The organism is Stenotrophomonas capsici (assembly GCF_034961085.1).
In the GTDB taxonomy this organism is placed as follows: Bacteria; Pseudomonadota; Gammaproteobacteria; order Xanthomonadales; family Xanthomonadaceae; genus Stenotrophomonas; species Stenotrophomonas capsici.
Genome location: NZ_JAYFUH010000061.1, coordinates 428,289 through 453,683, shown reverse-complemented (window position 1 = coordinate 453,683; position 25,395 = coordinate 428,289). Strand labels below are relative to the sequence as shown.

The following is a 25,395-nucleotide window of genomic DNA, read 5'->3' as shown; positions in this document are numbered from 1 at the left end:
GGAGGCCCCGGCCGCCACGCGGGCGGCCGGGGATGCGACTTACCAGTCCAGGCCGAAGGACAGCTTGAAGGTCCGGGTCTGGTACTGGTCCCAGCTGTTGATCACGCCGGTATCCCAGTTGATGCCGTAACCGCCCCAGTTGGTCCAGTTGAAGGCGTTGAGCAGGTCGGCGCGCATCTTCAGCTTCAGGTCGGTGCCGGTGTCCCAAGTCTTGGTCAGCGACAGGTCGAACTGCTTGAAGCCCAGCGTGCCGTCCGGTTCCCAGCTGTGCGGACGCTCGTAGCCACCGTAGGCCGCCGTGCCGTCGATGTCCCAGCGCTTGATCTTGCTGGCCAGGGTCAGCTTGCCGGACACGCTCATGCCCCACGGCAGGTCGGTGAAGCCGCTGATCACCAGGCGATGGCGCGGCGTCCAGGCACCGTCGTACCAGCCACCCTGGGTGAAGTACCAGCCATAGACCGGGTCCTTCTCGTGGATGTTCTGCTTGGCATCGGTCAGCGTGTAGGCCACGTTGACGTTCCACGGGCTCTCGGACGTGTACGGCTTGTCCAGGCTCAGCAGCAGGGCGGTGCTCTTGGACTCGAAGCCGTTGGTGGCCACGATCAGGCTGCCCATGCCCGGCAGGCCGGGCGCGGACCACGGGCTGCCGTTCGGCGCGAACACGCCACCGTCGGGGTAGCGGTTGCCGCGCATGATCAGCAGGCCGTCCTTGTAGCGGGTGTGCTGCACGGTGGCCGAGCTGTTCCAGTCCAGCCCGCCCAGGTTGAAGCTGTCGCGGATGCCCAGGCTGATCTGGTCGGAGTACGGCGTCTTCAGGTCGTTGTCGAACATCCACACTTCGCGACCGGCGTCGGTGGAATTGACCAGCGACATCAGGTAGTCGCGATCCAGCAGCTGCGGGCTCCAGTCCAGGCAGTCCGAGGCACTCAGGTCGCAGGCGTGGCCGGGCGAGTTGATCTTGAAGCGCCGGGTCGGGAAGGTCGCCTTGCTGCGCTCCAGCTGCAGGTAGTCGAACAGGTTGCGGTCGTAGGAACGGCCGATGCCGCCGAAGATCACATGGCGTTCGTCACCGGTCAGGTCATAGGAGAAGCCCAGGCGCGGCTGGATCGCATCCTTGAACGGCTTGCGGTTGTTGCCGGTGCTGATGTAGCGGTTGACGTCGATGCCGCCCAGCGCCAGCGACTGCGCGTAGGTCTGGCCCGGTGCGTTTCCTGCGCGCGTGTCCACCGCCGACAGCGCGGCCAGCACGTCGCCGCTGGTCACGTAGTCCAGGTAGGACGGGGTCTTCTCGTAGTCCCAGCGCAGGCCCAGGTTCAGGGTCAGGCGCTCGGTGACATCCCAGTCATCCTGGATGTACAGGCCGAACTGCTTGTTCTTGGAGGTCACCGAGCCACCGTCGGTGCCCATCGCGGCACTGCCGAAGCGCACGAAGTACGGCACCGCGCCACCTTGGTGGATGTCGTAGTAGAACTGCGGGTTGTAGGGCTGCTGCTCGATGGTGTCCAGGTCGACCTGCTTGTACTTCACGCCGAACTTGACGGTGTGGCCTTCCCAGCCGAAGAAGGTGGTGTCGTTCTGGAACGACCAGCCCTTCTGGCCCTTGTCCTGCAGGCCACCTTCGCCGCCACCGATGCGGTAGATCTGCTTGCCGTCATCGCCGGAGCCATCGGTCAGCACCATGCCGTTGGCCATGTTGACCGGCGCCTTGGTCCAGAACGCCTTCTCGTAGGTCAGGTGGGCGTCGTTGAGCCAGTTGGCGTTGGAGAACTGCCAACGCAGGTCGTAGCGGTCCTCGTTGACGCCGGTATCGGTGCCGTAGCTGCGCGCGCTCTGCCCGCCGACGTTGCCGATCTCGCTCTCCTCGCGGCGCTTGTAGGTCAGCTCGACGAGGTTCTCCTCGTTGATCGACCAGTCCAGCTTGCCGAAGTACAGGTCTTCCTTGAACGGCGTCGAGGTTGCACCGAGCTGGTCGCGCCAGGCCTGTGGCAGGTCACCGGCAATACGCCCCTCGCCCGGGCTCAGGTCCTGCGGCGCGTTGTACTCCTTGGCCTCGTAGGTCACGAAGAAGTGCGCCTTGTCTTTGACGATCGGGCCACCGAAGGCAGCGCCGTACTGCTTCTCGCCCGAGCGGGTCTTGCCGGCGTCCTTCTCGCTCTCGCGCGGCTCGCGCCAATCCTGGTTGGTGTAGTCCCAGAAGAACGAGCCCTTGAACTCATTGGTGCCCGACTTGGTCACCGCCGTCACCGCTGCCGAGCTGATCTGGTCGTACTCGGCCTTGTAGTTGGAGGTGATGACCTTGTACTCGCCGATCGCCAGCTGCGGGAACGGGTTGCCGCGGCTGGCGTCCTGCCCGGTGATGCCACCCTGGGTGACGTAGTTCTTCTGGCCGATGCCGTCGATGTACACATTGACGTTGTTGGCGTTCTGCACGCCACCGCGCAGCTTGGTCGAGCCATTGGCCGGGTTCTGTTCGAACGCCATGCCCGGCACGGTGTCGGCGAAGGCCAGGAAGTTGCGGGTGCCCTGCGGCAGCGCCTCGATCTGGCGCGGCGTGATGTAGGTGGCGATCTCCGAGGTCTTGGTTTCGATCGGCGCCTGCGCGACCACCTGCACCGCGTCCAGCGTGGTCGCTGCGCCGCCGGCCGTGGTTTCACCGACGCCGCCGACGCCCAGGTTCACCGTGGCGGTCTGGCCGACCTGCACGGTGATGTTCTGCGTGCTGGTCTTGCCGCCGGCATTGACCTCCACGCGGTAGGTGCCTGGCGGCAGGCCGGCCAGCGAGTAGCTGCCGCTCGCCGTGCTCTGCACACTGCGGCTCAGGCCGGTGGCGATGTTGGTGGCCGTAACCTGCGCCTGTGCAGCCGGGCTGGAATCAGCCATCACCTGGCCACGGATGGTGGCCGCGGTGCTCTGGGCGAAGGCCGGGGCAGCGCCGAGCAACAGGCAACTGGCCAGCGCGCAGCTCAGCAGCTTGCGTGTGGGGGTGGACTTCCGAGCAATCCTGTACATGTTTTACCTCTCCCAAGGTAGCGGCATGACCCGCGGTAAGTGTTATGAGTGGCTCAACCCCGGTCTCTTGCCGGGTCAAGTGGCGCCGTGCGTGCCGTGGAGTCGCGCACGACAAGGCTTGGAACCAACATCAGGCCGGGCGTCTGTTGCGACCCCGGTTCCCGAATCCGCTGCAGCAGGTGGGACATCGCCTGCTCTCCAAGCCCGGCGATGCTCACCTGCATCGTCGTCAAGGACGGGTGAACAAAGCGCGCCAGGGGAATGTCGTCATAGCCGGCAAGCGCCACCTGCTCAGGCACGCGCACGCCGGCCTGCTGGAAGGCATACAGGCAGCCCAGCGCCATCATGTCGTTGGCGGCGAACACCGCTTCAGGCAGGCGCGGCCGCGCCAGCAGGGCGCGGCCGGCCTCGTAGCCGGAGGCTTCGTCGAAGGCCCCGGGCAGCTCGATGGATTCAATCGCCTGGGGGGCGGTGGCCAGCGCATCGCGGAACCCGCGCAGGCGTTCGCGCGCATCGTGGTTGCGCTCGGGGCCGCCGATGAAGGCGATGCTGCGGTAGCCCTGCGCCAGCAGGTGCCCGGTCATGGCCAGCGCGCCGGCATGGTCGTCGATGCTGAAGACCGGATGGCTGCCGTCGGTGATCGGGGTATTGATCAGCACCGTCGGGATGTCCGCCGGCAACTGGTCCAGCAGTGCCGAGGCATCCCCCGCATAGGGCGACAGCACCAGCAGGCCATCCACGCGACCACGCATGGCCTGCAGCACCGAACCCTGCTGCTGCGGCTCACCGTGGAAACTGGACACCAGCAGGTGCCGGCGATGCGCGCTGGCAACGCCGTCGATGCCACGCATCAGCTCGGAGAAGAATTCGCCGTACAGGTCCGGCAGTACCACGCCGACGGTCTGGGTGCTGCGGCTGCTCAGGCTGCGGGCGGCGGCATGCGGGGTGTAGCGCAGGCGACGGGCCACTTCCAGCACCAGCTGGCGGACCGGCTCGGCGACGTTGTCATGGCCATTGAGCGCACGCGACACCGTGGCGACGGAGACGTTCGCCTCTCGGGCAACATCCTTGATGGTGATTGCCGACTTCGCCACCGTCACGCCCTCCGCACCGGGGTTGTGCGGAATGTAAACGTTTTCACTGGCGTTTGTAAACCTTTTGTAATGCCGCCCGGAATGAACCGGGACATCGGCTGTCCCGGCCAGGTACCGATCGCGACGTTCAGCCGCCCGCGGCCTCGGCCGGCGTCAGCGCCTTGATCGACAGCGCATGGATATCGGTCTGCATCATCTCGCCCACGGCCGCGTAGACCGCGCGGTGACGCGCCAACGGGCCCTTGCCGGCGAAGGCGGCACTGACCACGGTCACGTTGAAATGGCCCCGCCCGTCCCGGGCGCCGGCGTGGCCGGCATGGCGATGGCTGTCATCCTCCACCTCCAGCAGGTCCGGGTGGAAGGCGGCCTGCAGGGCCGAGCGGATCTGCTCGACCCGGTTCATGGCAGCACCTTGCGGAACGGGCGGACGTCCACCCGGGTATACACGCCTGCCGCCACGTACGGGTCGGCGTCGGCCCAGGCCCGCGCCGCGGCCTGGTCCTCGAAACTGGCGATCACCACGCTGCCGCTGAAGCCGGCCGGGCCGGGGTCCTCGGCGTCAATGGCAGGACAAGGACCGGCCAAAAGCAGTCTCCCCTGGTCAAGCAAGGCCTTGAGCCGCTCCAGATGGGCACCGCGTGCGGCCATCCGCTGGGCCAGCACCTGCTCGCCGTCATACCCTTCGATTACGTACCACACCGGGCCATCACTCCTTGTCCGCTGAATGGATCGACCACAAGTCTAGCGCCAGAACGCTGGACATCGGCCGGTTCCGGCGATTACTCTTTAGTCCATTGCACGCAGACGGCCTGTAGCGGCTCGGTGCAGCGGAAGGCTCCCGGCCCCGCTCGTTGACCGAAGCACATCACTCCCGGACCGCGTAGACGACCTCCTCGTAATGACGTTGCCGCACCTTCTGCGGCGCGCCTTGTTGTTGATGTGTGGAATCGCGCCAGGCAAGCGCGCATGGCTCGCAATACCAGGGCAGGAACCTAGCCGGGCGCGAACCCGGCATGCGTACGGCTCGCTATACCCCGATGTCGACCTGATGACTTCCGAACTCGCGCACGACGCGAACCCGCCAGCGCCGCCTCACGCCCCGCAGCAGCAGGAAATGCCGCTGGCGATGGTGCATGGCCAGCCGGTATTGCAGATCCCGCAGGACCTGTACATCCCGCCGGACGCGCTGGAAGTCATCCTGGACGCCTTCGAAGGCCCGCTCGACCTGTTGCTGTACCTGATCCGCCGCCAGAACCTGGACATCCTGGACATCCCGGTGGCCGAGATCACCCGGCAATACGTTGATTACATCAACGTGATGCAGGAACTGCGCTTCGAGCTGGCCGCCGAGTACCTGGTGATGGCCGCGATCCTGGCCGAGGTGAAATCGCGCATGCTGCTGCCGCGCCCGCCCAGCGTGGAAGGCGAGGAAGCCGACCCGCGCGCCGAGCTGGTCCGCCGCCTGCAGGAGTACGAGCGCTTCAAGCAGGCCGCCGAGGACATCGATGCCCTGCCCCGCCAGGACCGCGACACCAGCCTGGCCCATGCCTTCGTGCCGGAGCGCGCCGCCGTCAAGCTGCCGCCGCCGGTGGAGCTGAAGGAGATGCTGCTGGCGCTGCACGAGGTCCTCAAGCGCGCCGAGCTGTTCAGCGGCCACGCCATCAAGCGCGAGGCACTGAGCGTACGCCAGCGCATGGGCGACATGCTCGCGCGCCTGGAGGATGGCCGGTTCTACCGTTTCGAAACGCTGTTCACCGCCGAGGAAGGCAAGCTCGGCGTACTGGTCACCTTCCTGGCGATGCTGGAACTGGCCAAGGAGCAGCTGCTGGACATCGTGCAGGAAGCACCGCTCGCCCCGATCTACGTCAAGTCCCTGGCCGCCGGCAACACCAACGCACCGCTGGCGTTCTCCAGCGAGTTCGATGACGCCGACAACGACCCCGCCTGAGCCTACAAGCCAACGCATGGATCAACCGCTGATCAACCGTATCGTCGAAGGTGCGCTGCTGGCCTCCAGCCAGCCGCTGACCCTGGCACAGTTGCAGGGCCTGTTTCCGGAGGACGAGCCGGCCCCGCCGGGCAGCGTCGAGCGCGCGCTGGAACTGCTGCGCGAAGGCTGCGCCGGCCGTGGCGTCGAACTGGTCGAGGTGGCCTCCGGCTTCCGCTTCCAGATCACCAACGAGGTGCACGGCTGGGTGTCCCGGCTATGGACCGAGCGCAAGACCCGCTACACCCGCGCCACCCTGGAAACCCTGGCGCTGATCGCCTACCGCCAGCCCATCACCCGCGGCGAGATCGAGCAGGTGCGTGGCGTGGCGGTCAGCAGCAACATCATCCAGGCGCTGGAAGAACGCGAATGGATCCGCGTGGTCGGCCACCGTGATGTCCCGGGCAAGCCAGCCCTGTTCGGCACCACCAAGGGCTTCCTGGACTACTTCGGGCTCAAGCGCCTGGACGAACTGCCGCCGCTGTCCGAACTGCGTGACATCGGCGAGCTGGAACCGCAACTCCCGCTGGATGGCGACGGCCAGCCAGCGGCACCGCTGACCGCAGGCGCCGCCACCCCGGATGGCGCCGAGGCCGGCGAACGCAACACCCCTGATACCGCTGCGGCGCAGGCATCCCCGGATGCCGGCGCCACGGCAGGCACCACCGCCCTCACGGGCGAACCCGACGCCGCGCCGGGAGAGCGCGCGGCGGAAGTGGAACAAACCGAAGACAACGCCGTCGCGACGACGACCGTGGCTGTTGACGTAGCCGATTCCGACCCAGAGGCCGACGCGGAAAACGCCGGCCGGAGCAAAACTGATGAGTGACACCCCTCGCAAGCTGTCGTTGAACAAGCTCTCGCTCAAGCGCGAAGCCAGCACCGAACAGCCCAAGCTCGAAGAGCGCCTGCACAAGGTCCTGGCCCAGGCCGGGCTGGGCTCGCGCCGTGCGCTGGAACAGCGCATCGCCGATGGCCTGGTCAAGGTCAACGGTGAAACCGCCCAGACCGGCATGTCGGTCAAGAGCGGCGACAAGATCGACCTGGACGGCCGCAGCTTCGTGGCCAGCGCGCTGACCGACCCGTCGCGCGTACTGGTCTACAACAAGCCCGAAGGCGAAGTGACCACCCGCGAAGACCCCGAAGGCCGCCCGACCGTGTTCGAGTCGCTGCCGCCGCTCAAGGGCGCGCGCTGGATCGCCATCGGCCGCCTGGACATCAACACCACCGGCCTGCTGCTGCTCACCACCGACGGCGAGCTGGCCAACGCCATGATGCATCCCTCCTTCGAGGTCGAGCGCGAGTACGTGGTGCGCGTGCGCGCCCCGGAAGGCGAGGAGAAGGTACCCGACAACATCGTCGACCGCCTCGCCCGCGGCGTGGCGCTGGAAGACGGCCCGGCCAAGTTCGACGAGATCGAACGCATCGGCGGCACCGATTCGCACGACTGGTTCCGCGTGGTCGTCAAGGAAGGCCGCAACCGCGAAGTGCGCCGCCTGTGGGAATCGCAGGGCTGCCAGGTCAGCCGCCTCAAGCGCACCCGCTACGGCAAGATCGAACTGCCGCGCGAACTGCTGCGCGGCCAGTCGGTGGAACTGCCCAGCCCGCAGGTTGAAGCCCTGCGCAGCCAGTTGAAGCTGGAGGAAGGCACCCCGTCGGCGCTGACGCTGCAGCCGGTGATCGGCCAGCGCAAGGCCGCCAAGACCACCGTGCGCGTCGCGCGCGACGGCGGCCGCGGCAATGCCTACGTCAACGGCCACAACACCGCCGACGAAGGCCGCGAACTGCGCCGCTTCGACACCCTGCGCGAAGACCGCGGCCGTGGCCGTGGTGGCAAGGGCGGCGGCTTCAAGGGCGGCCTGACCGTCAGCGGCGAAGCGGCGGCCAAGCAGTCGCAGAAGCCGTTCAAGCAGCGCAAGGCCCCCAAGGGCGACCGCGGCCTGCCGGAAGGCAACCCGGCCGCGTTCCGCACCTGGTACGTGCCCGATGGCGTGAGCACCGGTCCGACCGGCCACCGCAATGCCGGTCCCGGTGGCAACCGGGGTCCGGGCCGTGGCGCGGATGGCCAGGCACGGCCGTACGGCAACAAGCCGCGTCCGGGCGCCGGTGGCGCCGGCCGTGGTGCCGCCGGTGGCCAGGGCCGCCCGCAGGGTGGTGGTGCCGGCCAGGGTGCCGGCCAGGGCCAGCGCAAGCACCCCTATGGCCACCCGGGCAACGCCCCGAGCTTCCCGTCCGACCACGCCAACCCGGGCTTCAACCCGTATGGCGCACGTCCGGCCGGCAACCGCCCTGCCGGCGGTCCGCGCCCGGGTGGCAACCGTCCCGGCGGCGCAGGCCGTCCGGCCGGCGGCCCGCGTCCGGGTGGCAATCGCCCCGGCGGCGCCGGTCGCCCGGGTGGCGGCCGTCCCGGTGGCGGTGGCCGCGGCCCGCGTGGCGGCTGATTCCGCAAGGAATATCCCCCAGGCATGACCCGAACGCCCGGCCCCGCGCCGGGCGTTCTGCGTTCAGCCGCCCCTCGCCCGCCTGAACACTGGCACTGGGAAAGTACCCAAAATGGCAATTTTGGGATATTTTCCCCTTACTCCCCTGCCGGATGCCGCCATGGACCTCTCCCTGAATCTGCTGGATCTGGAAAAGACGCCCGCCAGCGACGTCAAGGCCAAGGGTTGGCCGGACCTGATGCGCAAGGTGCTCCGCAGCGGTGCGGTGGTGATCACCAACCACAATCATCCGCAGGCGGTGGTGGTCTCCGCCGAGGAGTACCAGCGTCTGGTGGATCAGGCCAACGGCCATTCCGCCGGCGCCCAGCGCGCGCAGTCACTGCAGGCGCTGCAGGCCGAGTTCGATGCGCACCTGTCCTCCCTGCAGGACGGCAGCCTGGCCAGGGCGTTGGCGCGACCGGCCCGTCGTGGCCGCAGGATCCCGCTGGGCAAGTCGCTCTGACCGATGGCACGGATCCTTGTCCTGGCCGGCGTCAATGGCGCCGGCAAGAGTTCGCTGCTGGGCATGATGCTGGCCAAGGACGGCGCCACCTGGTTCAACCCCGATGCGTTCACCCGGCAACTGGTCGAACGTGGATGGCCATTGGATGAAGCCAATGCCACCGCCTGGCAGGAGGGCACCCGCCGCCTGCGCGCGGCCATGGCCGATGACGTCGACTACGCCTTCGAAACCACGCTGGGCGCGAACACCATCCCTGCCCTGCTGCGTGAAGCCAGCGCGCGGCATGAAGTCAGCATCTGGTTCTGCGGACTGGAGAGCGTCGAGCTGCACCTGCAGCGCGTGGCCGAGCGCGTGGCCAATGGTGGCCATGACATCCCCGAAGGCAAGATCCGCCAGCGCTTCGACAGCTCACGGATGAACCTGGTCGAGCTGCTCCCGCACCTGACTGCACTGCACGTCTATGACAACAGCCGCCCCGCCGACGCCGATGGCCAGGTCGAGCCGTTGTTGGTGCTGGAAGTGGAACGCGGCCAGATCCTCTGCCCCGCCACGCAGGAGGAGTTCGCGCAGGTACCCGAATGGGCCAAGCCCATCGTGTGGGCAGCGTTGAAGGCGTTCCCGGTCGTCGTCGACGAATGATGTCGATGCCCGGCCGCAGGGCCGGGCATCGTGGCTCCAGGACTCAGCGGCGCTCGATCACGAACTTGCCGAAACCGATACCCAGGCTCCAGCCACGACCGGTACCGGCCAGCGCCAGCGAGATGTCCCCCTTGGTCATCACCTGCGCATCGCTGGCACGCGACGCACTGGCATGCACTTCGGCCGCTGCGTAGGTGCCAAGCAGGTCATTCAATGCATAGGCGCCGGTGAACCTGCCGCGCCCGTCGGTGATGGTGGTGCGTCCCACGGTCAGGCCGCCGCCCTTGGCGGAGATCTTCACCGGGATGCTGGCACCGTTGTCGCAGGTGATGGTGCCGGCGCCCTGCGAAGTCTTGTAGAACGCCGACCACCCCGTGAGGTTGTAGTGCAGCTCGCAATCGATGTTGCCGGCGGCCTGCGCGGCCGGGGCCAGCCCGACGGCGGCCAACAGCAACAGCGCAGCGGTCATCTTCTTCATGGTTGCTCCTTCGGTTGCGTGAACCCGGGCCGAGCCTAGCAGCCGGCCCGAGGCGTGCGCATGGTGGCCGCGATCGTGGCCGTGCGTGCGTTCAGCGAGCCACGACCGGCCCGGCCAGGGTGAAGTCGTCCGCGTCCAGCATCGCCGGGAAGCGTTCGCGATGGGCCGCCAGTGCCTGCGCCGAGATCGTCGTGGTCACCACCTGCTCGCGCTCGCGGATTTCCAGCTGCGGCTGGCCGAGGAAGTCGATCACCGCGCTGTCACCCGAATAGTGCAGGCCATTGCCGTCCACGCCGACACGGTTGACCACGGCCACGTAGCACAGGTTCTCGATCGCCCGCGCGCGCGCCAGCGTCTGCCACGCATAGGCGCGTGCCGAGGGCCAGTTGGCGACGAAGATCTGCAGGTCGAAGTCCATCTGCCCGGCGCGCTCCACGTCGTAGCGGTTGCGGCAGAACACCGGGAAGCGCAGGTCGTAGCAGATCTGCGGATTGATCCGCCATCCCTTCAGTTCGACGCTCAGGCGCTCGTTGCCCGCCGCATAGCGCTTGTGCTCGCCGGCATAGCGGAACAGGTGGCGCTTGTCGTAGTACTGCAGCTGGCCATCGGGCGTGGCCCACAGCAGGCGGTTGTAGACGGCGCCACCCTCACGCAGCTGCACGCTGCCGGTGACCGCCGCGCCCAGCGCGCACGCCTGCTCCACGATCCACGCCACCGTCGGCCCGTCCATGCCCTCGGCCTTGTCGATGGCGTCGTTGGAGAAGCCGCTGGTGAAGGTTTCCGGCAGGATCACCAGGTCGGTGCTGCCGGCCAGCGGCGCCAGCAGCGCGGCGTAGTGCGCGCGGTTGCCGGCCGGGTCGTGCCAGCGGGTGTCGCCCTGCACGAGCGAGATACGGAGGTCCTGCATGATCGTCATTGTCCTGTAAGCGAAGAAGCGAGAATCGCGCCAAGCGCCATGCCGGCGCCCAGCAGCGGCACCAGCCACTGCAGCCGGGCGACCCATCGATTGCGCGGCTGGCGCCGCTCCTGGGCATCGAGCAGCGCCAGGTAGGTCCGGGTGTAGCGGCTGAAGCTGCCGCGCACGGCCAACCAGCCGTCATCCACCGCCACCCCGCGCGCGCGCAGCCCGTCCTGCACGACCGAGAAGAACAGCCAGCCGCGCAGGGCCACGGCGGCCAGGAAGCCGCCGAACAGCACGCAGAACAGCCACTGGCCCACACCCACGCCGGCCGCCTCAGAGCGCCTGCAGGCGCGCGATGGCCGCGTCCAGGGTGGCGTCGTTCTTGGCGAAGCACAGCCGCACCAGGCGCTGACCGGCCGGCGGGGTTTCGTAGAACGGCGACAGCGGGATCGCGGTGACGCCCTTCTCGATGGTCAGCCACTTCACGAACTCATGGTCCGGCAGGTCACTGATGGCCGAGTAATCGACCAGCTGGAAGTAGCCTCCCGGCACCGGCAGCGGCTTCAGGCGCGTGGTCAGCAACTGCGCGCGGAAGCGGTCGCGCTTGGCCTGGTAGAACGCGCCCAGCTCCTGGTGGTGCTCGGGCTCGTCGCGGATCATCGCGGCAAAGCCGTACTGCGCCGGGCTGTAGGTGGTGAAGGTGTTGTACTGGTGCACCTTGCGGAACTCGGCGGTCAACGCCGGCGGTGCGATCGCATAGCCGATCTTCCAGCCGGTGCAGTGGTAGGTCTTGCCGAAGCTGGAAATGACGAAGGCGCGTTCGCGCAGCTCCGGGTAGCGCAGCGCCGATTCGTGGCGGGCGCCGTCATAGATGATGTGCTCGTAGACCTCGTCGGAGACCAGGTAGATGTCGGTGCCGCGCAGCACTTCGATCAACGCCTGCATGTCCTGCGCCGACAGCATCGCGCCGGACGGGTTGTGCGGGGTGTTGACCATCAGCATGCGGGTCCTGGGCGTGATCGCCGCGCGCACCTTGTCCCAGTCCACCGCGAAGGTCTGCGGATCCAGCGCGACGTGCACGGCCCGCGCGCCGGCCAGGTCGATGGCCGGCTCGTAGCAGTCGTAGGCCGGGTCGAGCACGATCACTTCCTCGCCGGCCCGCACCACCGCATGGATGGCATTGAAGATGGCCTCGGTGCCGCCGGAGGTGACGGTGATCTCGCTGTCCGGGTCGACCTGCGCGCCATAGCAGTCCAGTGCCTTCTGCGCGATGGCCTGGCGCAGCGGCGCCACGCCGGTCATCGGCGCGTACTGGTTGAACCCCTCGCGCATGGCCTTGGCGGTCTCGTCGATCAGGCGCTGCGGTGCCGGGAAATCGGGAAAGCCCTGGCCCAGGTTGACGGCGCCGTGCTCTGCGGCCATCTGCGACATCACGGTGAAGATGGTGGTGCCCACCTTGGGCAGCTTGGTCTGCGGTTGCATCAGTACGTACACACCAGGGGGAAAACCGCGAGTTTACGCAATGCCGATGGCAACGGTGCCGTTCCGGCCATGACCCAACCGCATGAGGGGCCGGGTCTATAATGCCCGGCCCCGATGCGCCAGCCTGCCTGCGCTCCCACCCAAGGACGGAAGCGCCCGATCCAATGACCGACTCGCCGAACACACCGCCACTGCTCGCCGCACGTGGCCTGCGTTTCACCCGCAATGACGACCCGGTGTTCGGCCCCCTGGATCTGCACGTGGATGCCGGCGAAGCCCTGCTCGTGCAGGGCAGCAACGGCGCCGGCAAGACCACCCTGCTGCGGGTGCTGGCGGGCCTGCTGCACCCGGACGCCGGCCAGATCGACATCGATGGCCGCCCGGCCAAGGCCCAGGACCGCTCGCGCTACATCGCCTACCTGAGCCACCTCACCGCGCTCAAGCAGGACCTGGGCACGCTGGAGAACCTGCATTTCCTGTGCGGGCTGCAGGGCCGCCGCGCCCGTCAGATGCCCGGCAACGCGCTGGCCATTGTCGGCCTGGCCGGTTACGAGGACACCCTGGTACGCCAGCTTTCCGCCGGCCAGAAGAAGCGGCTGGCACTGGCCCGCATCTGGCTGTCGCCGGCACCGCTATGGCTGCTCGACGAGCCCTACGCCAACCTCGACCTGGATGGCATCAACCTGGTCAACCGCATGATTTCCGCCCACCTGCGCAGCGGCGGCGCCGCCCTGGTCACCACCCACGGCGCCTACGCCGCCCCGCCGGTGCGCAACCGCATCCTGGTGCTGGGCCGCGCGCCCGGGACCGAGGACGCCGCATGAGCCTGCCCGGCCCCCAGCCCACCCTGTTCACCGCCGCCCGTGCCTTGCTGGCGCGCGACCTGCGGCTGCTGTGGCGGCGCCGCGGCGATGCCGCGCAACCGGTGCTGTTCGCCCTGCTGGTGGTGGCCTTGTTCGCGCTGGCCATGGGCGGGGAGGAAAGGCAGTTGCAGGGCGTGGCCTCCGCGGTGCTGTGGCTGGCGATCCTGCTGGCCGGCCTGCTGTCGCTGGATACCCTGTTCCGCAGCGACGCCGAGGACGGCTCGCTGGAGCAATGGCTGCTTGCACCGGTGCCGCTGGCCTGGCTGGTGGCCGTGCGGGTGTTCTCGCACTGGCTGACCACGGCCTTCCCGCTGGTGCTGGTCAGCCCGCTGCTGGCCGAATTGATGCACTTGCCCGCTGCCCAATTGCCAGTGCTCGTGACCTCCCTGGCACTGGGCACCCCACTGCTGAGCCTGCTCGGCGCGGTGGTCGCGGCACTGACCGTGGGCATGCGCCGGGCCGGCATCCTGCTGGCCCTGCTGGTCCTGCCGCTGTACGTGCCGGTACTGGTATTCGGGGCCGGCGCGGTATCGGCCGCGGCCCAGGGACTGGACCCGGGCGGCGCGCTGCTGATGCTCGGCGCCGGGCTGGTCGCCGCCGCGTTCCTGGCCCCGCTGACCGCCGCGGCTGCGATCCGGATCGCGAACTCGTAACCGCAAACGGCGCTATCCTTTCGCTCGTTCTCACTGAATAGCAGCGATCACATGACCGACCGGCTGTCTCCAGAGTCTTCCCCCACCGCCAAACCCAGCCTGCCTCCGCGCCCTGCGGTCGAGCTGCAACGTCGCGGTGAACTGCGGGTGGAGAAATTCCTGGACGCCGCCACCGAGGTGTTCAACGAGAAGGGCTACCAGGCCGCGCGGTTGTCGGACATCGTCAAGCGCGCCGGCGGCTCGATGGCCACCCTGTACCGCGCCTTCGGCGACAAGGTCGGGCTGGTGCATGCGCTGATGGAGCGCAGCATCGACAACTTCGGCCGCAGCCTGGACGAGTTGGCGCAATCCACGTTGCCGCCTGAGCAGGCACTGGAAGAAGCCGCGTACCTGATGGTCGAGGAGATCCTCACCCCTTCGCGGATCGCCTGCCACCGCGTGGTGATCTCCGAAGGCATGCGCCTGCCGGAACTGCGCGACTGGTTCCAGGCCCATGGCATCGAGCCCATGGAGGCGCGCCTGAGCCGCTACTTCCGGCGCGAGACCGACGCCGGCCGCTTGTACCTGGAAGACCCCGAGCGTTCGGCGCACCTGTTCTACATGATGGTCATCGGCGGGGTGATCCTGCGCTCCACCAACGGCCGCATGAGCCCGGACGACATCCCGCGCGCCAAACAGCAGGCCCGCCTGGCCGTCCGCCTGTTCGTCGCAGGCGCCCTGCCCCGAAGCTGAACCCCAGCTTGCTGCGTTGCAGCTTGACCGCAGCGAACCCCGTCACGAAATTAGGGCGTAACCGAAATTACGCTGCACTCACCAGCGTTGCCACCCACCCGTCGGCAGGGGCAACACAAGGAGGGGAACGTGCGGGTCTATCTGGCATTGTTGATGCTCGTCGCGACCGCGGTGTTGGTATCGGTTGCATGGCTCGCGCCGGTCAAGGCGGACGCATCCGGGCAGGCGGTCAAGCTGCCTGAAACCCATTTCGCCTCCACCCAGTCCGGCCACGGTTTCAGTGCCCCGCCCGGTTTCGCCGACGCGGTACCCGCGCGCAACCTGGCCCACCCCGATGCCAAGGCGGTCGGCCAGCAGGTCTGCACCGCCTGCCACAGCCAGGAGAGCGGCAACTTCGCCCACACCGCGCATGCGGCCGGCATGCAGGTCGCCCTGGCCGCCAATCCGGCCACCGCCACCTGCGAGGCCTGCCATGGCCCGGGCTCTGTGCATGCCGCCAACCCCACCCGGAAGGGGGCGATCATCGCCTTCAGCCACGAGGGCGGCACACCGGTGGCCAACCAGACCGAAAGCTGCCTGGGGTGCCATGCCGGTGGCCCGCGCGACGCCTGGCTGGGCTCGATCCATCAGCGCAACGACCTGTCGTGCAGCGATTGCCACAACCCGATGCAGAAGTTCTCGGCCGAAGGGCTGACCGCCAAGCAATCGGTCAGCGAAACCTGCGCCACCTGCCACAAGGACATCCGCCAACAGTTCAACCGCCGCTCGCACATGCCGCTGCCGGAAGGCGCGATCAGCTGCGTGGACTGCCACAACCCGCACGGCACGCTCAACGCCACCCTGCTCAAGACCGACACCGTCAACGAGACCTGCTACCAGTGCCACGCCGAGAAGCGCGGCCCCTTCCTGTTCGAACACGCGCCGGTGCGCGAAAGCTGCCTGAACTGCCATCAGGTCCATGGCTCCAACCAGCATGCCCTGCTGGTCGCGCCGATCCCGATGCTGTGCCAGCAATGCCATTCGCACACCCGTCACCCCAACGACCTGCAGACCGAAATCTCGCTCGGCGGCGCGATGACGCCGGACGAGCGCCTGATGGGACGCGGCTGCATCACCTGCCACGCCCAGGTACACGGCTCCAACCACCCCTCCGGCCCACGTCTGCACAAGTAACGGGAGAAGGACATGTGCACACGGAAACGTTCGCGCACCTGCCGCTGGTCCTTGCTGTCGCTGGCGTTGCTCGGTGGCCTGGCGCAGGCCCAGGACAGTGGCGCCGGCATCGACCTGCAGTTCGGCAACTGGCTGGACCCCAGCGGCCGCATCGGCTGGGACGGCTGCGATCCGGATGGCGCCAGTTGGCTGAGCGCCGAGCCCAAGCGCACCCCGACCGGGTTCCTGTACGGCTGTGCCCCGCACATGCCCGCCGAAAAGCCGCTCGGCGACAATGGCTGGACCTACAGCGGCAACGTCGGGCTGGGCTACCTGCACGTCAGCGGTGACGAGGCCAATACCCACTGGCGACGCTTCCGGGACCCGGACGACGGCCTGATCCTGCAGGCCAACTTCAGCCTCAAGCGCGCGGCCGACGGCAGCTATGCCGACGTCCGGCTGAGCCGGCTGGAGCGCGACAACCAGTACTACCGCGCGGTGTTCGGCCAGGCCGGCCGCTACAAGGTGCAGGCCTTCGTGCGCAGCACCCCCAACGTGCTCAGTGGCAATGCGCGTTCGATCTGGGACGGTGTTGGCAGTGCCCACCTGACCTTGAAACACGGCTTGACCGCCGCCGGCAGTACGCCCGCGCAGGTGGCAGCCCTGTCGGCGGCACAGCCCTTCACCACCCTCAGCGTGGTGCGCGACAAGCAAGGCGTGAGCATCAACTACCTGCTCAACCCGCGCTGGACCGGCTATGCCAGCCTGACCCACGAGGAACGCAAGGGCGCGCGGCCGTTCGGCGGCCCGTTCTTCTTCAACTACCCGTTCCCGGCCAATGGCGGCATCTACGAGATCCCACGCCCGATCGACGACAGCACGATGAACGTGACGGGAGGCTTCCGCTTCGTCGGCAACGTCTGGCGCAGCGACTTCAACTACACCGGCTCGTTCTTCCGCAATGCGCACAGCGCCTACGACTACCAGGTGCCGTATGGCCTGTACTCGGTGGCCGGCGCGTCCACCCCGGCGCTGTACTCCGGCTCCTTCGCCTACGAGCCGGAGAACGACTACCACCGCCTCGGCGTCACCGTCAGCCGCAAGCTGCCGGCATGGAACGGCGACTTCTCGCTGGCGATGGCGCTGACCACCATGCGCCAGAACGACCGGCTGCAGGCGCCCATGGACTGCCAGGGCCAGTTCGGCCAGAACCTGGCGCCGCCCTTCATCTTTGACTGCGCCAACTGGAACACCACCGACGCGCTGTCGCGCAAGCGCGCCGACCTGGCGATCAACAACCAGAAGCTGGACGCGCGCCTGGTGCTGCTGCCCAGCGACAAGCTGACCTGGCGCAGCACCGGCCGCTACCTGCGCGAGGACTATGCCGGCACCTATTGGGCCTACAACCCGCTGACCGGGCAGTACGGCTACATCGCCGAGAACGGCGCGCAGGGCAGCGTGGTCCCCGGCGAGATGGGGGTCTGGGACCCCGGCGCGAACGCCTCGGTGCTCACCCGCATCCGCAACCTGCCGCTGGACAAGGAAACCCACGAGCTCTCCAGCGGCGTGGACTACCGGCTGGACAACAGGAACACGCTCTCGGCCACCTACACCTTCACCCGCATCGAGCGCGCGCACCGCGAGATCGCCACCACCCGCGACAACATGATCAAGCTGGGCTGGAACAACCGCACGCTGGACTGGCTGACCCTGCGCGCCAACTACACCTACCTGGACCGCAGCGGCAGCCAGTACTACTACGACCCCTACGCGTTCACCTTCTCCTCGTCCCTGCCCGGCTTCACCGGCGAGGACGCGTTGAGCCCGCACACCGTTTCGGCCTTGCGCAAGTACGACATCGCCTCACGCACCCAGCAGAAGCTGGACCTGATGGCCACCTTCATCCTGCCGCGCGACATGACCGTCTATGCCTCGTTCCGCGGTGACCGCAACCACTACGACGCGCAGATCGGCCGCCAGCGCTTGGACACCTATGCCAGCAGCCTGCAGTGGGAGTGGCAGCCCAATCCGGCCACGACCACCAGCGCATGGATCGGGCACGACCGCTCCACGCTGGACGTGGCCAACGTCAACGACGCCACCGGCACCGATCCGGCCCTGGGCGGCGTCACCTACCCCGACGCCAACCGCTGGTGGATGAGTGACACCCAACGCAACCACTACGCCGGGCTGAACCTCACCCGCCGCATCGGCCGCGCCACGCTCGAGCTGGCCTGGAACTGGACCTACTCCAAGGGCCGCACGCGCTACCGCATGGCCTCCCCCGACGCGCTGACCGTGCCGGCCAATGCCGCCCAGGCCAGCGGCGGCTATCCGTTGATGGTCTACCGGGTCAATTCGCTGACCGCCGGCCTGTCGGTCCCGTTGAACGAACGCATGCGCCTGCGCTTCTTCGATACCTGGGAGCGCGGCAATCTCTCCGACTGGCACTACTTCGGCTTCGAGGACACGCTGGTGTATGACCACCGCGTCTATACCGATGGTGGCCCCTCCAGTTACAAGGTCAACCAGGTCGGCATGTTGTTCGAGGTGGCCCTATGAAGGCGCTCTGGCTGCTCACCGCACTGGCCGTTGCCGGCACCCAGGCCGTGCTCATGGCCGCCCCGCAGGACGCGGGGACACCTCCACCGGCACCGGTCGCCGAACCCGGCACGCCGGTGCAGCCGCCGACCCGCTACGACCTGCGCCGCGCCCATGCGCCGGCCGGCGACGCGCAGGCCGGCAAGGCCAAGGCCGAGGTCTGCGCGGCCTGCCATGGCGCCGAAGGCATCGCCATCGCACCTATGTTCCCCAACCTGGCCGGACAGCGCGCCGACTACCTGTACTGGAGCCTGCACGCCTACAAGAGCGGACGCATGCCCGAGTCACCGATGACCGCGATGGCGGCATCGCTGGAGGAACAGGACATCCGCGACCTGTCGGCCTACTACGCGCACCTGCCCGTGCCGCCCCCGCCTGCCGACGCGCCGCCGCTCGAGATCGACCCGGCCTTGGCCGCATCCGGACAGGCCATCTACATGAACGGCGAGCCGGCCAAGGGCATCCCACCCTGCCAGGGCTGTCACGGCAGCGATGCACGCGGCAATCCGTTGGCCGACCAGCGCGACCGCAGCGGCCGTGCCCCGTATGCGGCCTACCCGCGCCTGCGCGGACAGCAGAACGACTATCTGCAGGCCCGCCTGCAGCAGTTCCATGACGACGCCATCGATGCCTCGACCAACAGCCGGGTCATGCATGGCATCGGGCGCCAGTTGGATGCCGACAGCATCAAGGCGGTTTCCACCTGGCTGTCATCGCTCAAGGAGTAACACCCGCCCCACGCGCCGGGTTCCGGCGCTCCACCCCTGTCCGAGGAGTTGCAGATGAAGTCCCGTATTTTCCTTGCCCTGCTGGCCGTGGGCGGCGCGTTCTCCGCCCATGCCGCCGACACCTGTTCCGTGAACCTGGAGGGCAACGATGCGATGAAGTACAACCTCGCCAACATCGACGTGCCCAGGAGCTGTGCCAACTTCACCATCAACCTCAGCCACACCGGCAAGATGGCCAAGAACATCATGGGCCACAACGTGGTGGTGGCCAAAACCTCGGACATGGCGGGCATCGACACCGACGGCATGCGCGCCGGCCTGGCCGCCGATTACCTCAAGGCCGGCGACAGCCGCATCATCGGCCACAGCAAGGTGGTCGGAGGGGGGGAGTCCACCACGGTATCGATCCCGGTCGCACGCCTGGTCGCCGCCGGTGCGCCGCTGTCGTTCTTCTGCAGCTTCCCCGGCCACTCGGCGATGATGAAGGGCACGGTCACCCTCAGGTGAGGGGCCGGGCCTCGGCCAGATCGCCCGAATTCGGGTATCTTGCGCTGGCATGACTTCAGCAACGGCATCGTGATCGCTACGGTGCCCAGCCGGCCGGGCGCCGCAACGTGACCCGGCCATCGTCTTCCTCAGCGAGCGCGCGGATGTTCAAGGGTTTGATCGGTTGGTTCCACAAGCTGGGTTCCCCGGCGTACTTCGATACCTTTGCCGCCCGCTGGTCGCCGTGGTGCTACATCGCTTCGCTGCCGTTGTTCGCCTGGGGCCTGTGGCAGGCGCTGGCGGTGGTCCCGGCCGACTACCAGCAGGGCGACAGCTTCCGCATCCTCTACATTCACGTGCCGTCGGCCTGGATGAGCTTGTTCGTGTTCGGCCTGATGGCCTTCTATAGCGCCATCGCGCTGATCTGGCGCATCAAGCTGTGCGAGATCCTGGCCATGGCCTGCGCGCCCATCGGCGCCGCCTTCACCCTGATCACCCTGCTCACCGGCAGCATCTGGGGCAAGCCGATGTGGGGCACCTGGTGGGACTGGGACCCGCGCCTGACCACCGAGCTGATCCTGTTGTTCCTGTACCTGGGCGTGATGGGCCTGTATGGCGCCATCGATGACCGCCGCGCCGCCGCACGCGCCGCCGGCCTGCTGTCCATCGTCGGGGTGGTGCTGCTGCCGGTGATCCGTTACTCGGTGGTGTGGTGGAACTCGCTGCACCAAGGCCAGACCATCCGCGTGTTCGGCGAATCGAGCATGGACGGCAGCATGATCCTGCCGCTGTGGCTGATGGTGCTGGCCACCAAGTTCTGGTTCGCCGGTTCGCTGCTGTCGCGGGCACGCGCCGACAACCTGCGCCGGGAGGCCGGCAAGGCGTGGCTGCGCGAGCGCGTGGAGAAATCGGCATGACCTATTTCAAGTACGTGGCCATGGCCTACGCGGTGTTCTTCATCGTGCTGGCATGGGACTTCATCGTGCCGCGGCTGCAGATCCGCCGGCAGCTGCGCCAGGCGCGCAGCCGGGTCGCGCGCGCGCGCCAGGCCACGCAGGTACCGGTGGACGAGGAGTTGAGCCGATGACGCCCACTCAACGCCGTCGCCTGCTGCTGGTGGTGCTTGTGCTGGCCGTTGCCGGCGTCGCCGTCGCACTGGTCACCGCCGCACTGCAGCGCAACATCGCCTACCTGTACACGCCGGCCGAAGTGCAGTCCGGCCAGGTTCCGGCCGATGCCCGCTTCCGGCTCGGCGGCATGGTTGCCAAGGGCTCGTTCAAGCGCGAACCCGGCGCGTTGCTGGCCCGCTTCGACGTCACCGACGGCGATGCGGTCCTGCCGGTCACCTACGACCGCATCCTGCCGGACCTGTTCCGCGAAGGGCAGGCGGTGGTCGCCACCGGGCGCATGGCCAACGGCGTGTTCGTCGCCGAGGACGTGCTGGCCAAGCACGACGAGACCTACATGCCCAAGGAACTGGCCGACAAGATGGGCCAGGCCCACACCAAGCACCAGGTCCCCGCTACCCCGCCTGCCACGGGAACGCCCTGAGTGCTTGCCGAGATTGGACAGGTCCTGCTGATCCTCGCCCTGCTGGCTGCATTGCTGCAGAGCGTGCTGCCACTGATCGGCGCGCAGCGCCAGGCGCCGGCCTTGATCGCCACCGCCCGCCCGGCCGCGATGCTGCAGCTGACCATGCTGCTGGGTGCGTTCGTGGTGCTGACCATCGCCTTCGTGCGCCAGGACTTCTCGCTGCGCTACGTGGCCGAGAACTCCAACTCGCTGCTGCCGATGATCTACCGCTATTCGGCGGTGTGGGGCGCGCACGAAGGCTCGCTGCTGCTGTGGGCGCTGGTGCTGGCACTGTGGACGGCGGCCGTGGCCGAGTTCTCGCGCAAGCTGCCGGCCGACGTGGTGGCACGCGTGCTGGCGGTGATGGGCATCATCAGCGTGGGCTTCATCGCCTTCCTGCTGTTCACCTCCAACCCGTTCGCGCGGTTGCTGCCGGCCCCGGCCGAAGGCCACGACCTCAACCCGCTGCTGCAGGACCCGGGCCTGATCATCCACCCGCCGATGCTCTACCTGGGCTATGTCGGCTTCGTGGTGCCGTTCGCCTTCGCCATCGCCGCCCTGCTCGACGGCCGCATCGACGTGCGCTGGCTGCGCTGGACCCGGCCGTGGACCAACGTGGCCTGGGCCTTCCTGACCATCGGCATCGCGCTGGGCAGCTGGTGGGCGTACTACGAACTGGGCTGGGGCGGCTGGTGGTTCTGGGACCCGGTCGAGAACGCCAGCTTCATGCCGTGGCTGGTCGGCGCGGCGTTGATCCATTCCCAGGCCGCCACCGAGAAGCGCGGCGTGTTCATCGGCTGGACCCTGCTGCTGGCCATCGCCGCCTTCGCGTTGTCGCTGCTGGGCACGTTCCTGGTCCGCTCCGGCGTGCTGACCAGCGTGCATTCGTTTGCCGCCGACCCGGCACGCGGCCTGTTCATCCTGGTGTTCCTGGCGCTGGTGGTCGGCGGCTCGCTGCTGTTGTACGCGCTGCGCGCGCCCACCGTCGGCGGCAACAGCCGCGATCCCAGCCGTGCCTTCGCGCTGAACTCGCGCGAGGGCCTGCTGCTGGCCAACAACCTGCTGCTCGCCTGCGCCTGCGCGATGGTGCTGCTGGGCACGCTGTACCCGCTGCTGGCCGACGCGCTGGACCTGGGCAAGGTCTCGGTCGGCCCGCCCTACTTCGGCACCCTGTTCCTGCTGCTGATGGCGCCGCTGGTGCTGCTGGTGCCGGTCGGGCCGCTGACCCGCTGGCAACGTGAGCAGGGTCTGCGCCCGCTGGCGCTGCTGGCACCGTGGGCCGGGCTGGCGCTGCTGCTGGGCGTGATCGGCTGGTACATGGCACCGCAGGGCAAGCTCAAGACCGCCGCCGGCCTCGCCGCCGCCGTCTGGGTGGGCCTGGGCACGCTGTATTACCTGTGGACGCGCCTGCGCAACAGCGGACGCCTCAATGCAGAGACGCTGGGCATGCTGGTCGCCCACCTGGGCATCGCCGTGTTCCTGGTCGGCGCGCTGCTGGTGGAAGCGCTGAACGTGCAGCACGAGGTCGCCCTGGCCCCCGGGCAATCGGTTCAGGCCGGCCGCTACCAGCTGGTGTTCGAGGGCGTGGATGCCACCGACGGCCCCAACTACCACTCCGACCGTGGTCACCTGAAGGTGCTGCGCGATGACCGCCAGGTCGCCCTGTTGCACCCGGAAAAACGCATGTATGCCAGCGGCGGCCAGGCCATGACCGAAGCCGGCATCCATCCGGCGCTGGGTGGCGATGTATACGTCGCACTGGGAGAATCACTGGGTAATGGCGCCTGGGCCGTCCGGGTGCAGATCAAACCCTTTGTCCGCTGGATCTGGTTGGGCGCGGCGCTGATGGCGCTGGGCGGTTTCATCACCGCCGTCGACCGCAGGTTCCGCAGGCTCCCGGAGAAGTCCCGATGAACACCCCCGCCCCCGAATCCAACAAGCCGCACCGCCTGCCGCCCGTCGCCATCGCGCTGGGCGCGCTGTTCTTCCTCGGCCTGCTCGGCCTGATGCTGTACGGCGTCAGCCGCTCCGGTGCACCGGACCGCGACAGCCTGCCTTCGGCGCTGATCGGCAAGCCCGCGCCGGCGTTCTCGCTGCCGGTCCTGCACGACCCCAACGTGCACGTCACCGACGAACAGCTGCGCGGCGCACCGTACATCCTCAACGTCTGGGGCAGTTGGTGCCCGACCTGCCGCGACGAGCATCCGATCCTGACCCGCTTCGCCGAGACAAAGCGCGTGCGCATGATCGGCTACAACTGGAAGGACAACCGCGACGACGCCCTGCGCTGGCTCGAACAGCTGGGCAACCCGTACATGGTCGTGCTGGCCGATGAGGAAGGCCGCACCGCGCTGGACTGGGGCATCGCCGCCGCACCGGAAACCTTCCTGGTCGATGGCAGCGGCATCGTGCGCTGGAAGTACAGCGGTGCGATCAGCCAGGACGTGCTGGACCAGCAACTGATACCGGCGCTGGAAAAGGTCGAGGCCGAAAGTGGCGGCCGCCATGTCGCGCCGGACTTCGGGGTCAGCCGATGAAGGCAGTGGCCGGCCTGCTGGTGTGGCTGTGCCTGGCCATTGCCGCCCAGGCGCAACCGGCCGGCGACCCGACGCCGCTGCAGTACCGCGACCGCGTCGAGGAAACCCGTTTCCACGCCCTCACCGCCGAACTGCGCTGCGTGCAGTGCCAGAACCAGTCATTGGCCGACTCCAACGCGCAGATCGCCCATGACCTGCGCCGCGAGGTGCTCACCCTGATGCAACAGGGCCGCAGCGACGCGGAGATCAAGCAGTTCCTGGTCGATCGCTATGGCCCGTTCGTGCTGTACCGCCCGCAGCTGGAAGGCAGCACCCTGCTGCTGTGGTTCGGCCCGGGCCTGCTGCTGCTGGCCGGGGCGTTGGTGCTGGTGCTGTACGTGCGCCGTCGCGCGCGTGCCGTCCCTCTCGCGCCGGACGCCGGCCGCGACACCAGCCAGGATGATCGCCAATGGTGAGCACCACGTTCCTGATCGGCGCCGGGCTGCTGGCGGCCATCGCCACCGGCATCGTGCTGTGGCCGCTGTGGCGGGATGGCAAGCGGCGGATCTGGGGCACGCTGGTCGCCGCCGCCATCATCGCCACCGTGGGCCTGTACCAATGGCTCGGCACGCCGGCCGCCCTGCAGCTGCCCGATGGCCAGAGCGCCGACGCCCCGCGCACCCTGGAGGAAGGCATCACCCAGCTGCAGGCAGCCCTGGAGAAAAACCCCGCACGCGCCGACGGCTGGCTCCTGCTGGCGCGCTCGCAACTGGAGCTGGGCCGCACCACCGAGGCCGCGGCCGCCTACGAACGCGCGGTGCAGCTGGCACCGGACGAAGCCCCCTTGCTGGTCGAGGCCGCGCAGGCGCGGGCACGGGCCAACCCACAGTCCCTGTTCGACGACACCGCCGTGCAATGGCTGCAGCATGCGCGGCAAGTGGCACCGGACAACGAACGCGCGATCTGGCTGACCGGCATCGTGCAGCGCCAGCGCGGCCAGGACGAAGCCGCCGCGGCCACCTGGGAGAGCCTGCTCAGCCGCCTGGAGCCGGCCGCTGCCGCCGCGCTGCAGGAGCAGATCGACATCGCCCGCGGCAAGCCACCGACCCCTGCGCAGGCACCGGCCACCCCGACCGCCAGCACCTCACCGTCACCGGGCCTCAGCGTCACCGTCACCCTTGCCCCGGCACTGGCCGCACGCGCCGCGGCAGGCCAGGACACGGTATTCGTCATCGCGCGCGTGCCCGGTGGCCCACCGATGCCGGTCGCCGTGCAGCGCCATCCGGTCCAGGCCAACCCGTTGACCGTCACCCTCAGTGACGCGGATAGCCCCATGCCTACCCAGAAGCTGTCCGAACTCACGCGGGTGGAGGTTTTCGCGCGCCTGTCGGCCAGCGGCACCGCCATGCGCCAGGAAGGCGACGTGGAATCGGCGCCGATCACGCTCGATCTACCCACCGACAAGGTCGTGCAGATCACGCTCGGCCAACCCTGAGCGCGACATGTTCAAATAGCCGCCGGTTATCTGGATGGGCATCGCCCATTTCCCCTGCCCCGTT

At 68.2% G+C, this 25,395-nt stretch carries 27 protein-coding genes; 19 read left to right on the top strand and 8 right to left on the bottom strand.

Translation table 11 applies throughout. The features are described 5' to 3' along the window. Window positions 1–39 precede the first annotated feature (39 nt). The 4 genes from VA603_RS03965 to VA603_RS03950 all read right to left on the bottom strand — a co-directional run bounded on the left by VA603_RS03965 (window position 40) and on the right by VA603_RS03950 (window position 4,802). Window positions 40–3,009, bottom strand: a complete 2,970-nt coding sequence (locus VA603_RS03965) for a TonB-dependent receptor (RefSeq protein WP_323437979.1) — start codon at window positions 3,007–3,009, stop codon at window positions 40–42. Between the two features lie 53 nt (window positions 3,010–3,062). Next, window positions 3,063–4,103 (bottom strand): LacI family DNA-binding transcriptional regulator, encoded by a 1,041-nt coding sequence (locus tag VA603_RS03960; protein WP_323437978.1) that lies wholly within the window; start codon window positions 4,101–4,103, stop codon window positions 3,063–3,065. Window positions 4,104–4,230: 127 nt separating this feature from the next. Beyond that, window positions 4,231–4,506, bottom strand: a complete 276-nt coding sequence (locus VA603_RS03955) for a BolA family protein (RefSeq protein ID WP_132863042.1) — start codon at window positions 4,504–4,506, stop codon at window positions 4,231–4,233. Further along, on the bottom strand, window positions 4,503–4,802 hold the full coding sequence (locus VA603_RS03950) for a YciI family protein (protein ID WP_132863041.1): 300 nt from the start codon (window positions 4,800–4,802) through the stop codon (window positions 4,503–4,505). The genes VA603_RS03955 and VA603_RS03950 overlap by 4 nt, the downstream gene beginning before the upstream one ends. A gap of 349 nt (window positions 4,803–5,151) precedes the next feature. On the opposite strand from VA603_RS03950, the gene VA603_RS03945 reads away from it, so the two are divergent. From VA603_RS03945 to VA603_RS03925, 5 genes are all read left to right on the top strand, one after another. Further along, complete coding sequence (locus tag VA603_RS03945) at window positions 5,152–6,051, top strand: segregation and condensation protein A (RefSeq protein ID WP_132863040.1); 900 nt, start codon at window positions 5,152–5,154, stop codon at window positions 6,049–6,051. A 16-nt stretch (window positions 6,052–6,067) separates the two neighbouring features. Next, on the top strand, window positions 6,068–6,919 hold the full coding sequence (scpB, locus tag VA603_RS03940) for an SMC-Scp complex subunit ScpB (protein WP_132863039.1): 852 nt from the start codon (window positions 6,068–6,070) through the stop codon (window positions 6,917–6,919). After that, a complete protein-coding gene (locus VA603_RS03935) occupies window positions 6,912–8,531 on the top strand; it encodes a pseudouridine synthase (protein ID WP_323437977.1) in 1,620 nt (539 codons plus the stop codon). The genes scpB and VA603_RS03935 overlap by 8 nt, the downstream gene beginning before the upstream one ends. A 160-nt stretch (window positions 8,532–8,691) precedes the next feature. Then, window positions 8,692–9,033 (top strand): type II toxin-antitoxin system prevent-host-death family antitoxin, encoded by a 342-nt coding sequence (locus VA603_RS03930; RefSeq protein WP_132863037.1) that lies wholly within the window; start codon window positions 8,692–8,694, stop codon window positions 9,031–9,033. Between the two features lie 3 nt (window positions 9,034–9,036). After that, entirely contained in the window at window positions 9,037–9,672 is a 636-nt protein-coding gene (locus VA603_RS03925) for an ATPase (RefSeq protein WP_323437976.1), read from the top strand. A gap of 43 nt (window positions 9,673–9,715) precedes the next feature. Here VA603_RS03925 and VA603_RS03920 read toward each other — a convergent pair whose 3' ends face one another. The 4 genes from VA603_RS03920 to VA603_RS03905 form a co-directional block, all read right to left on the bottom strand. Next, complete coding sequence (locus VA603_RS03920) at window positions 9,716–10,150, bottom strand: hypothetical protein (RefSeq protein ID WP_323437975.1); 435 nt, start codon at window positions 10,148–10,150, stop codon at window positions 9,716–9,718. A gap of 91 nt (window positions 10,151–10,241) precedes the next feature. After that, window positions 10,242–11,057 carry an amidohydrolase gene (locus tag VA603_RS03915; RefSeq protein WP_323437974.1) on the bottom strand — a complete coding sequence of 272 codons (816 nt, stop codon included), beginning with the start codon at window positions 11,055–11,057 and terminating at the stop codon, window positions 10,242–10,244. 5 nt (window positions 11,058–11,062) lie between these two features. Beyond that, window positions 11,063–11,374 (bottom strand): hypothetical protein, encoded by a 312-nt coding sequence (locus VA603_RS03910; protein ID WP_323437973.1) that lies wholly within the window; start codon window positions 11,372–11,374, stop codon window positions 11,063–11,065. 10 nt (window positions 11,375–11,384) lie between these two features. Then, window positions 11,385–12,533, bottom strand: coding sequence for a pyridoxal phosphate-dependent aminotransferase (locus VA603_RS03905; RefSeq protein WP_132863032.1), 1,149 nt, complete (start codon window positions 12,531–12,533; stop codon window positions 11,385–11,387). A 164-nt stretch (window positions 12,534–12,697) separates the two neighbouring features. Here VA603_RS03905 and ccmA point away from each other — a divergent pair, with 164 nt between their 5' ends. From ccmA to VA603_RS03835, 14 genes are all read left to right on the top strand, one after another. Next, the gene (gene ccmA / locus VA603_RS03900; RefSeq protein WP_323437972.1) at window positions 12,698–13,357 is read left to right on the top strand and encodes a heme ABC exporter ATP-binding protein CcmA; all 660 of its coding nucleotides are present in this window, start codon (window positions 12,698–12,700) and stop codon (window positions 13,355–13,357) included. Then, window positions 13,354–14,049, top strand: a complete 696-nt coding sequence (ccmB, locus tag VA603_RS03895) for a heme exporter protein CcmB (RefSeq protein ID WP_323437971.1) — start codon at window positions 13,354–13,356, stop codon at window positions 14,047–14,049. The genes ccmA and ccmB overlap by 4 nt, the downstream gene beginning before the upstream one ends. A 51-nt stretch (window positions 14,050–14,100) precedes the next feature. Then, window positions 14,101–14,781, top strand: a complete 681-nt coding sequence (locus VA603_RS03890) for a TetR/AcrR family transcriptional regulator (protein WP_132863029.1) — start codon at window positions 14,101–14,103, stop codon at window positions 14,779–14,781. A 129-nt stretch (window positions 14,782–14,910) separates the two neighbouring features. Further along, a complete protein-coding gene (locus VA603_RS03885; protein WP_243693952.1) occupies window positions 14,911–15,954 on the top strand; it encodes a DmsE family decaheme c-type cytochrome in 1,044 nt (347 codons plus the stop codon). A gap of 12 nt (window positions 15,955–15,966) precedes the next feature. Next, window positions 15,967–18,495 (top strand): MtrB/PioB family outer membrane beta-barrel protein, encoded by a 2,529-nt coding sequence (locus VA603_RS03880; protein WP_323437970.1) that lies wholly within the window; start codon window positions 15,967–15,969, stop codon window positions 18,493–18,495. Beyond that, window positions 18,492–19,262, top strand: a complete 771-nt coding sequence (locus VA603_RS03875; RefSeq protein WP_323437969.1) for a c-type cytochrome — start codon at window positions 18,492–18,494, stop codon at window positions 19,260–19,262. Before VA603_RS03880 ends, VA603_RS03875 begins: the two co-directional genes overlap by 4 nt. A 54-nt stretch (window positions 19,263–19,316) precedes the next feature. Then, complete coding sequence (azu, locus tag VA603_RS03870; protein WP_192286049.1) at window positions 19,317–19,769, top strand: azurin; 453 nt, start codon at window positions 19,317–19,319, stop codon at window positions 19,767–19,769. Between the two features lie 143 nt (window positions 19,770–19,912). Next, a complete protein-coding gene (gene ccmC / locus VA603_RS03865; RefSeq protein WP_192286050.1) occupies window positions 19,913–20,665 on the top strand; it encodes a heme ABC transporter permease CcmC in 753 nt (250 codons plus the stop codon). Next, on the top strand, window positions 20,662–20,835 hold the full coding sequence (locus tag VA603_RS03860; RefSeq protein ID WP_132863024.1) for a heme exporter protein CcmD: 174 nt from the start codon (window positions 20,662–20,664) through the stop codon (window positions 20,833–20,835). The genes ccmC and VA603_RS03860 overlap by 4 nt, the downstream gene beginning before the upstream one ends. Beyond that, window positions 20,832–21,299, top strand: coding sequence for a cytochrome c maturation protein CcmE (gene ccmE, locus VA603_RS03855; RefSeq protein ID WP_313254537.1), 468 nt, complete (start codon window positions 20,832–20,834; stop codon window positions 21,297–21,299). The genes VA603_RS03860 and ccmE overlap by 4 nt, the downstream gene beginning before the upstream one ends. Next, the gene (locus VA603_RS03850) at window positions 21,300–23,234 is read left to right on the top strand and encodes a heme lyase CcmF/NrfE family subunit (RefSeq protein WP_323437968.1); all 1,935 of its coding nucleotides are present in this window, start codon (window positions 21,300–21,302) and stop codon (window positions 23,232–23,234) included. It abuts the gene before it with no gap. Continuing rightward, window positions 23,231–23,857: a DsbE family thiol:disulfide interchange protein gene (locus tag VA603_RS03845; protein ID WP_132863021.1), complete on the top strand. Its 627-nt coding sequence runs from the start codon at window positions 23,231–23,233 to the stop codon at window positions 23,855–23,857. The genes VA603_RS03850 and VA603_RS03845 overlap by 4 nt, the downstream gene beginning before the upstream one ends. Beyond that, on the top strand, window positions 23,854–24,312 hold the full coding sequence (locus tag VA603_RS03840; protein WP_323437967.1) for a cytochrome c-type biogenesis protein: 459 nt from the start codon (window positions 23,854–23,856) through the stop codon (window positions 24,310–24,312). The genes VA603_RS03845 and VA603_RS03840 overlap by 4 nt, the downstream gene beginning before the upstream one ends. Further along, complete coding sequence (locus tag VA603_RS03835; RefSeq protein WP_323437966.1) at window positions 24,306–25,331, top strand: tetratricopeptide repeat protein; 1,026 nt, start codon at window positions 24,306–24,308, stop codon at window positions 25,329–25,331. Before VA603_RS03840 ends, VA603_RS03835 begins: the two co-directional genes overlap by 7 nt. The last annotated feature ends 64 nt before the right edge of the window (window positions 25,332–25,395 follow it).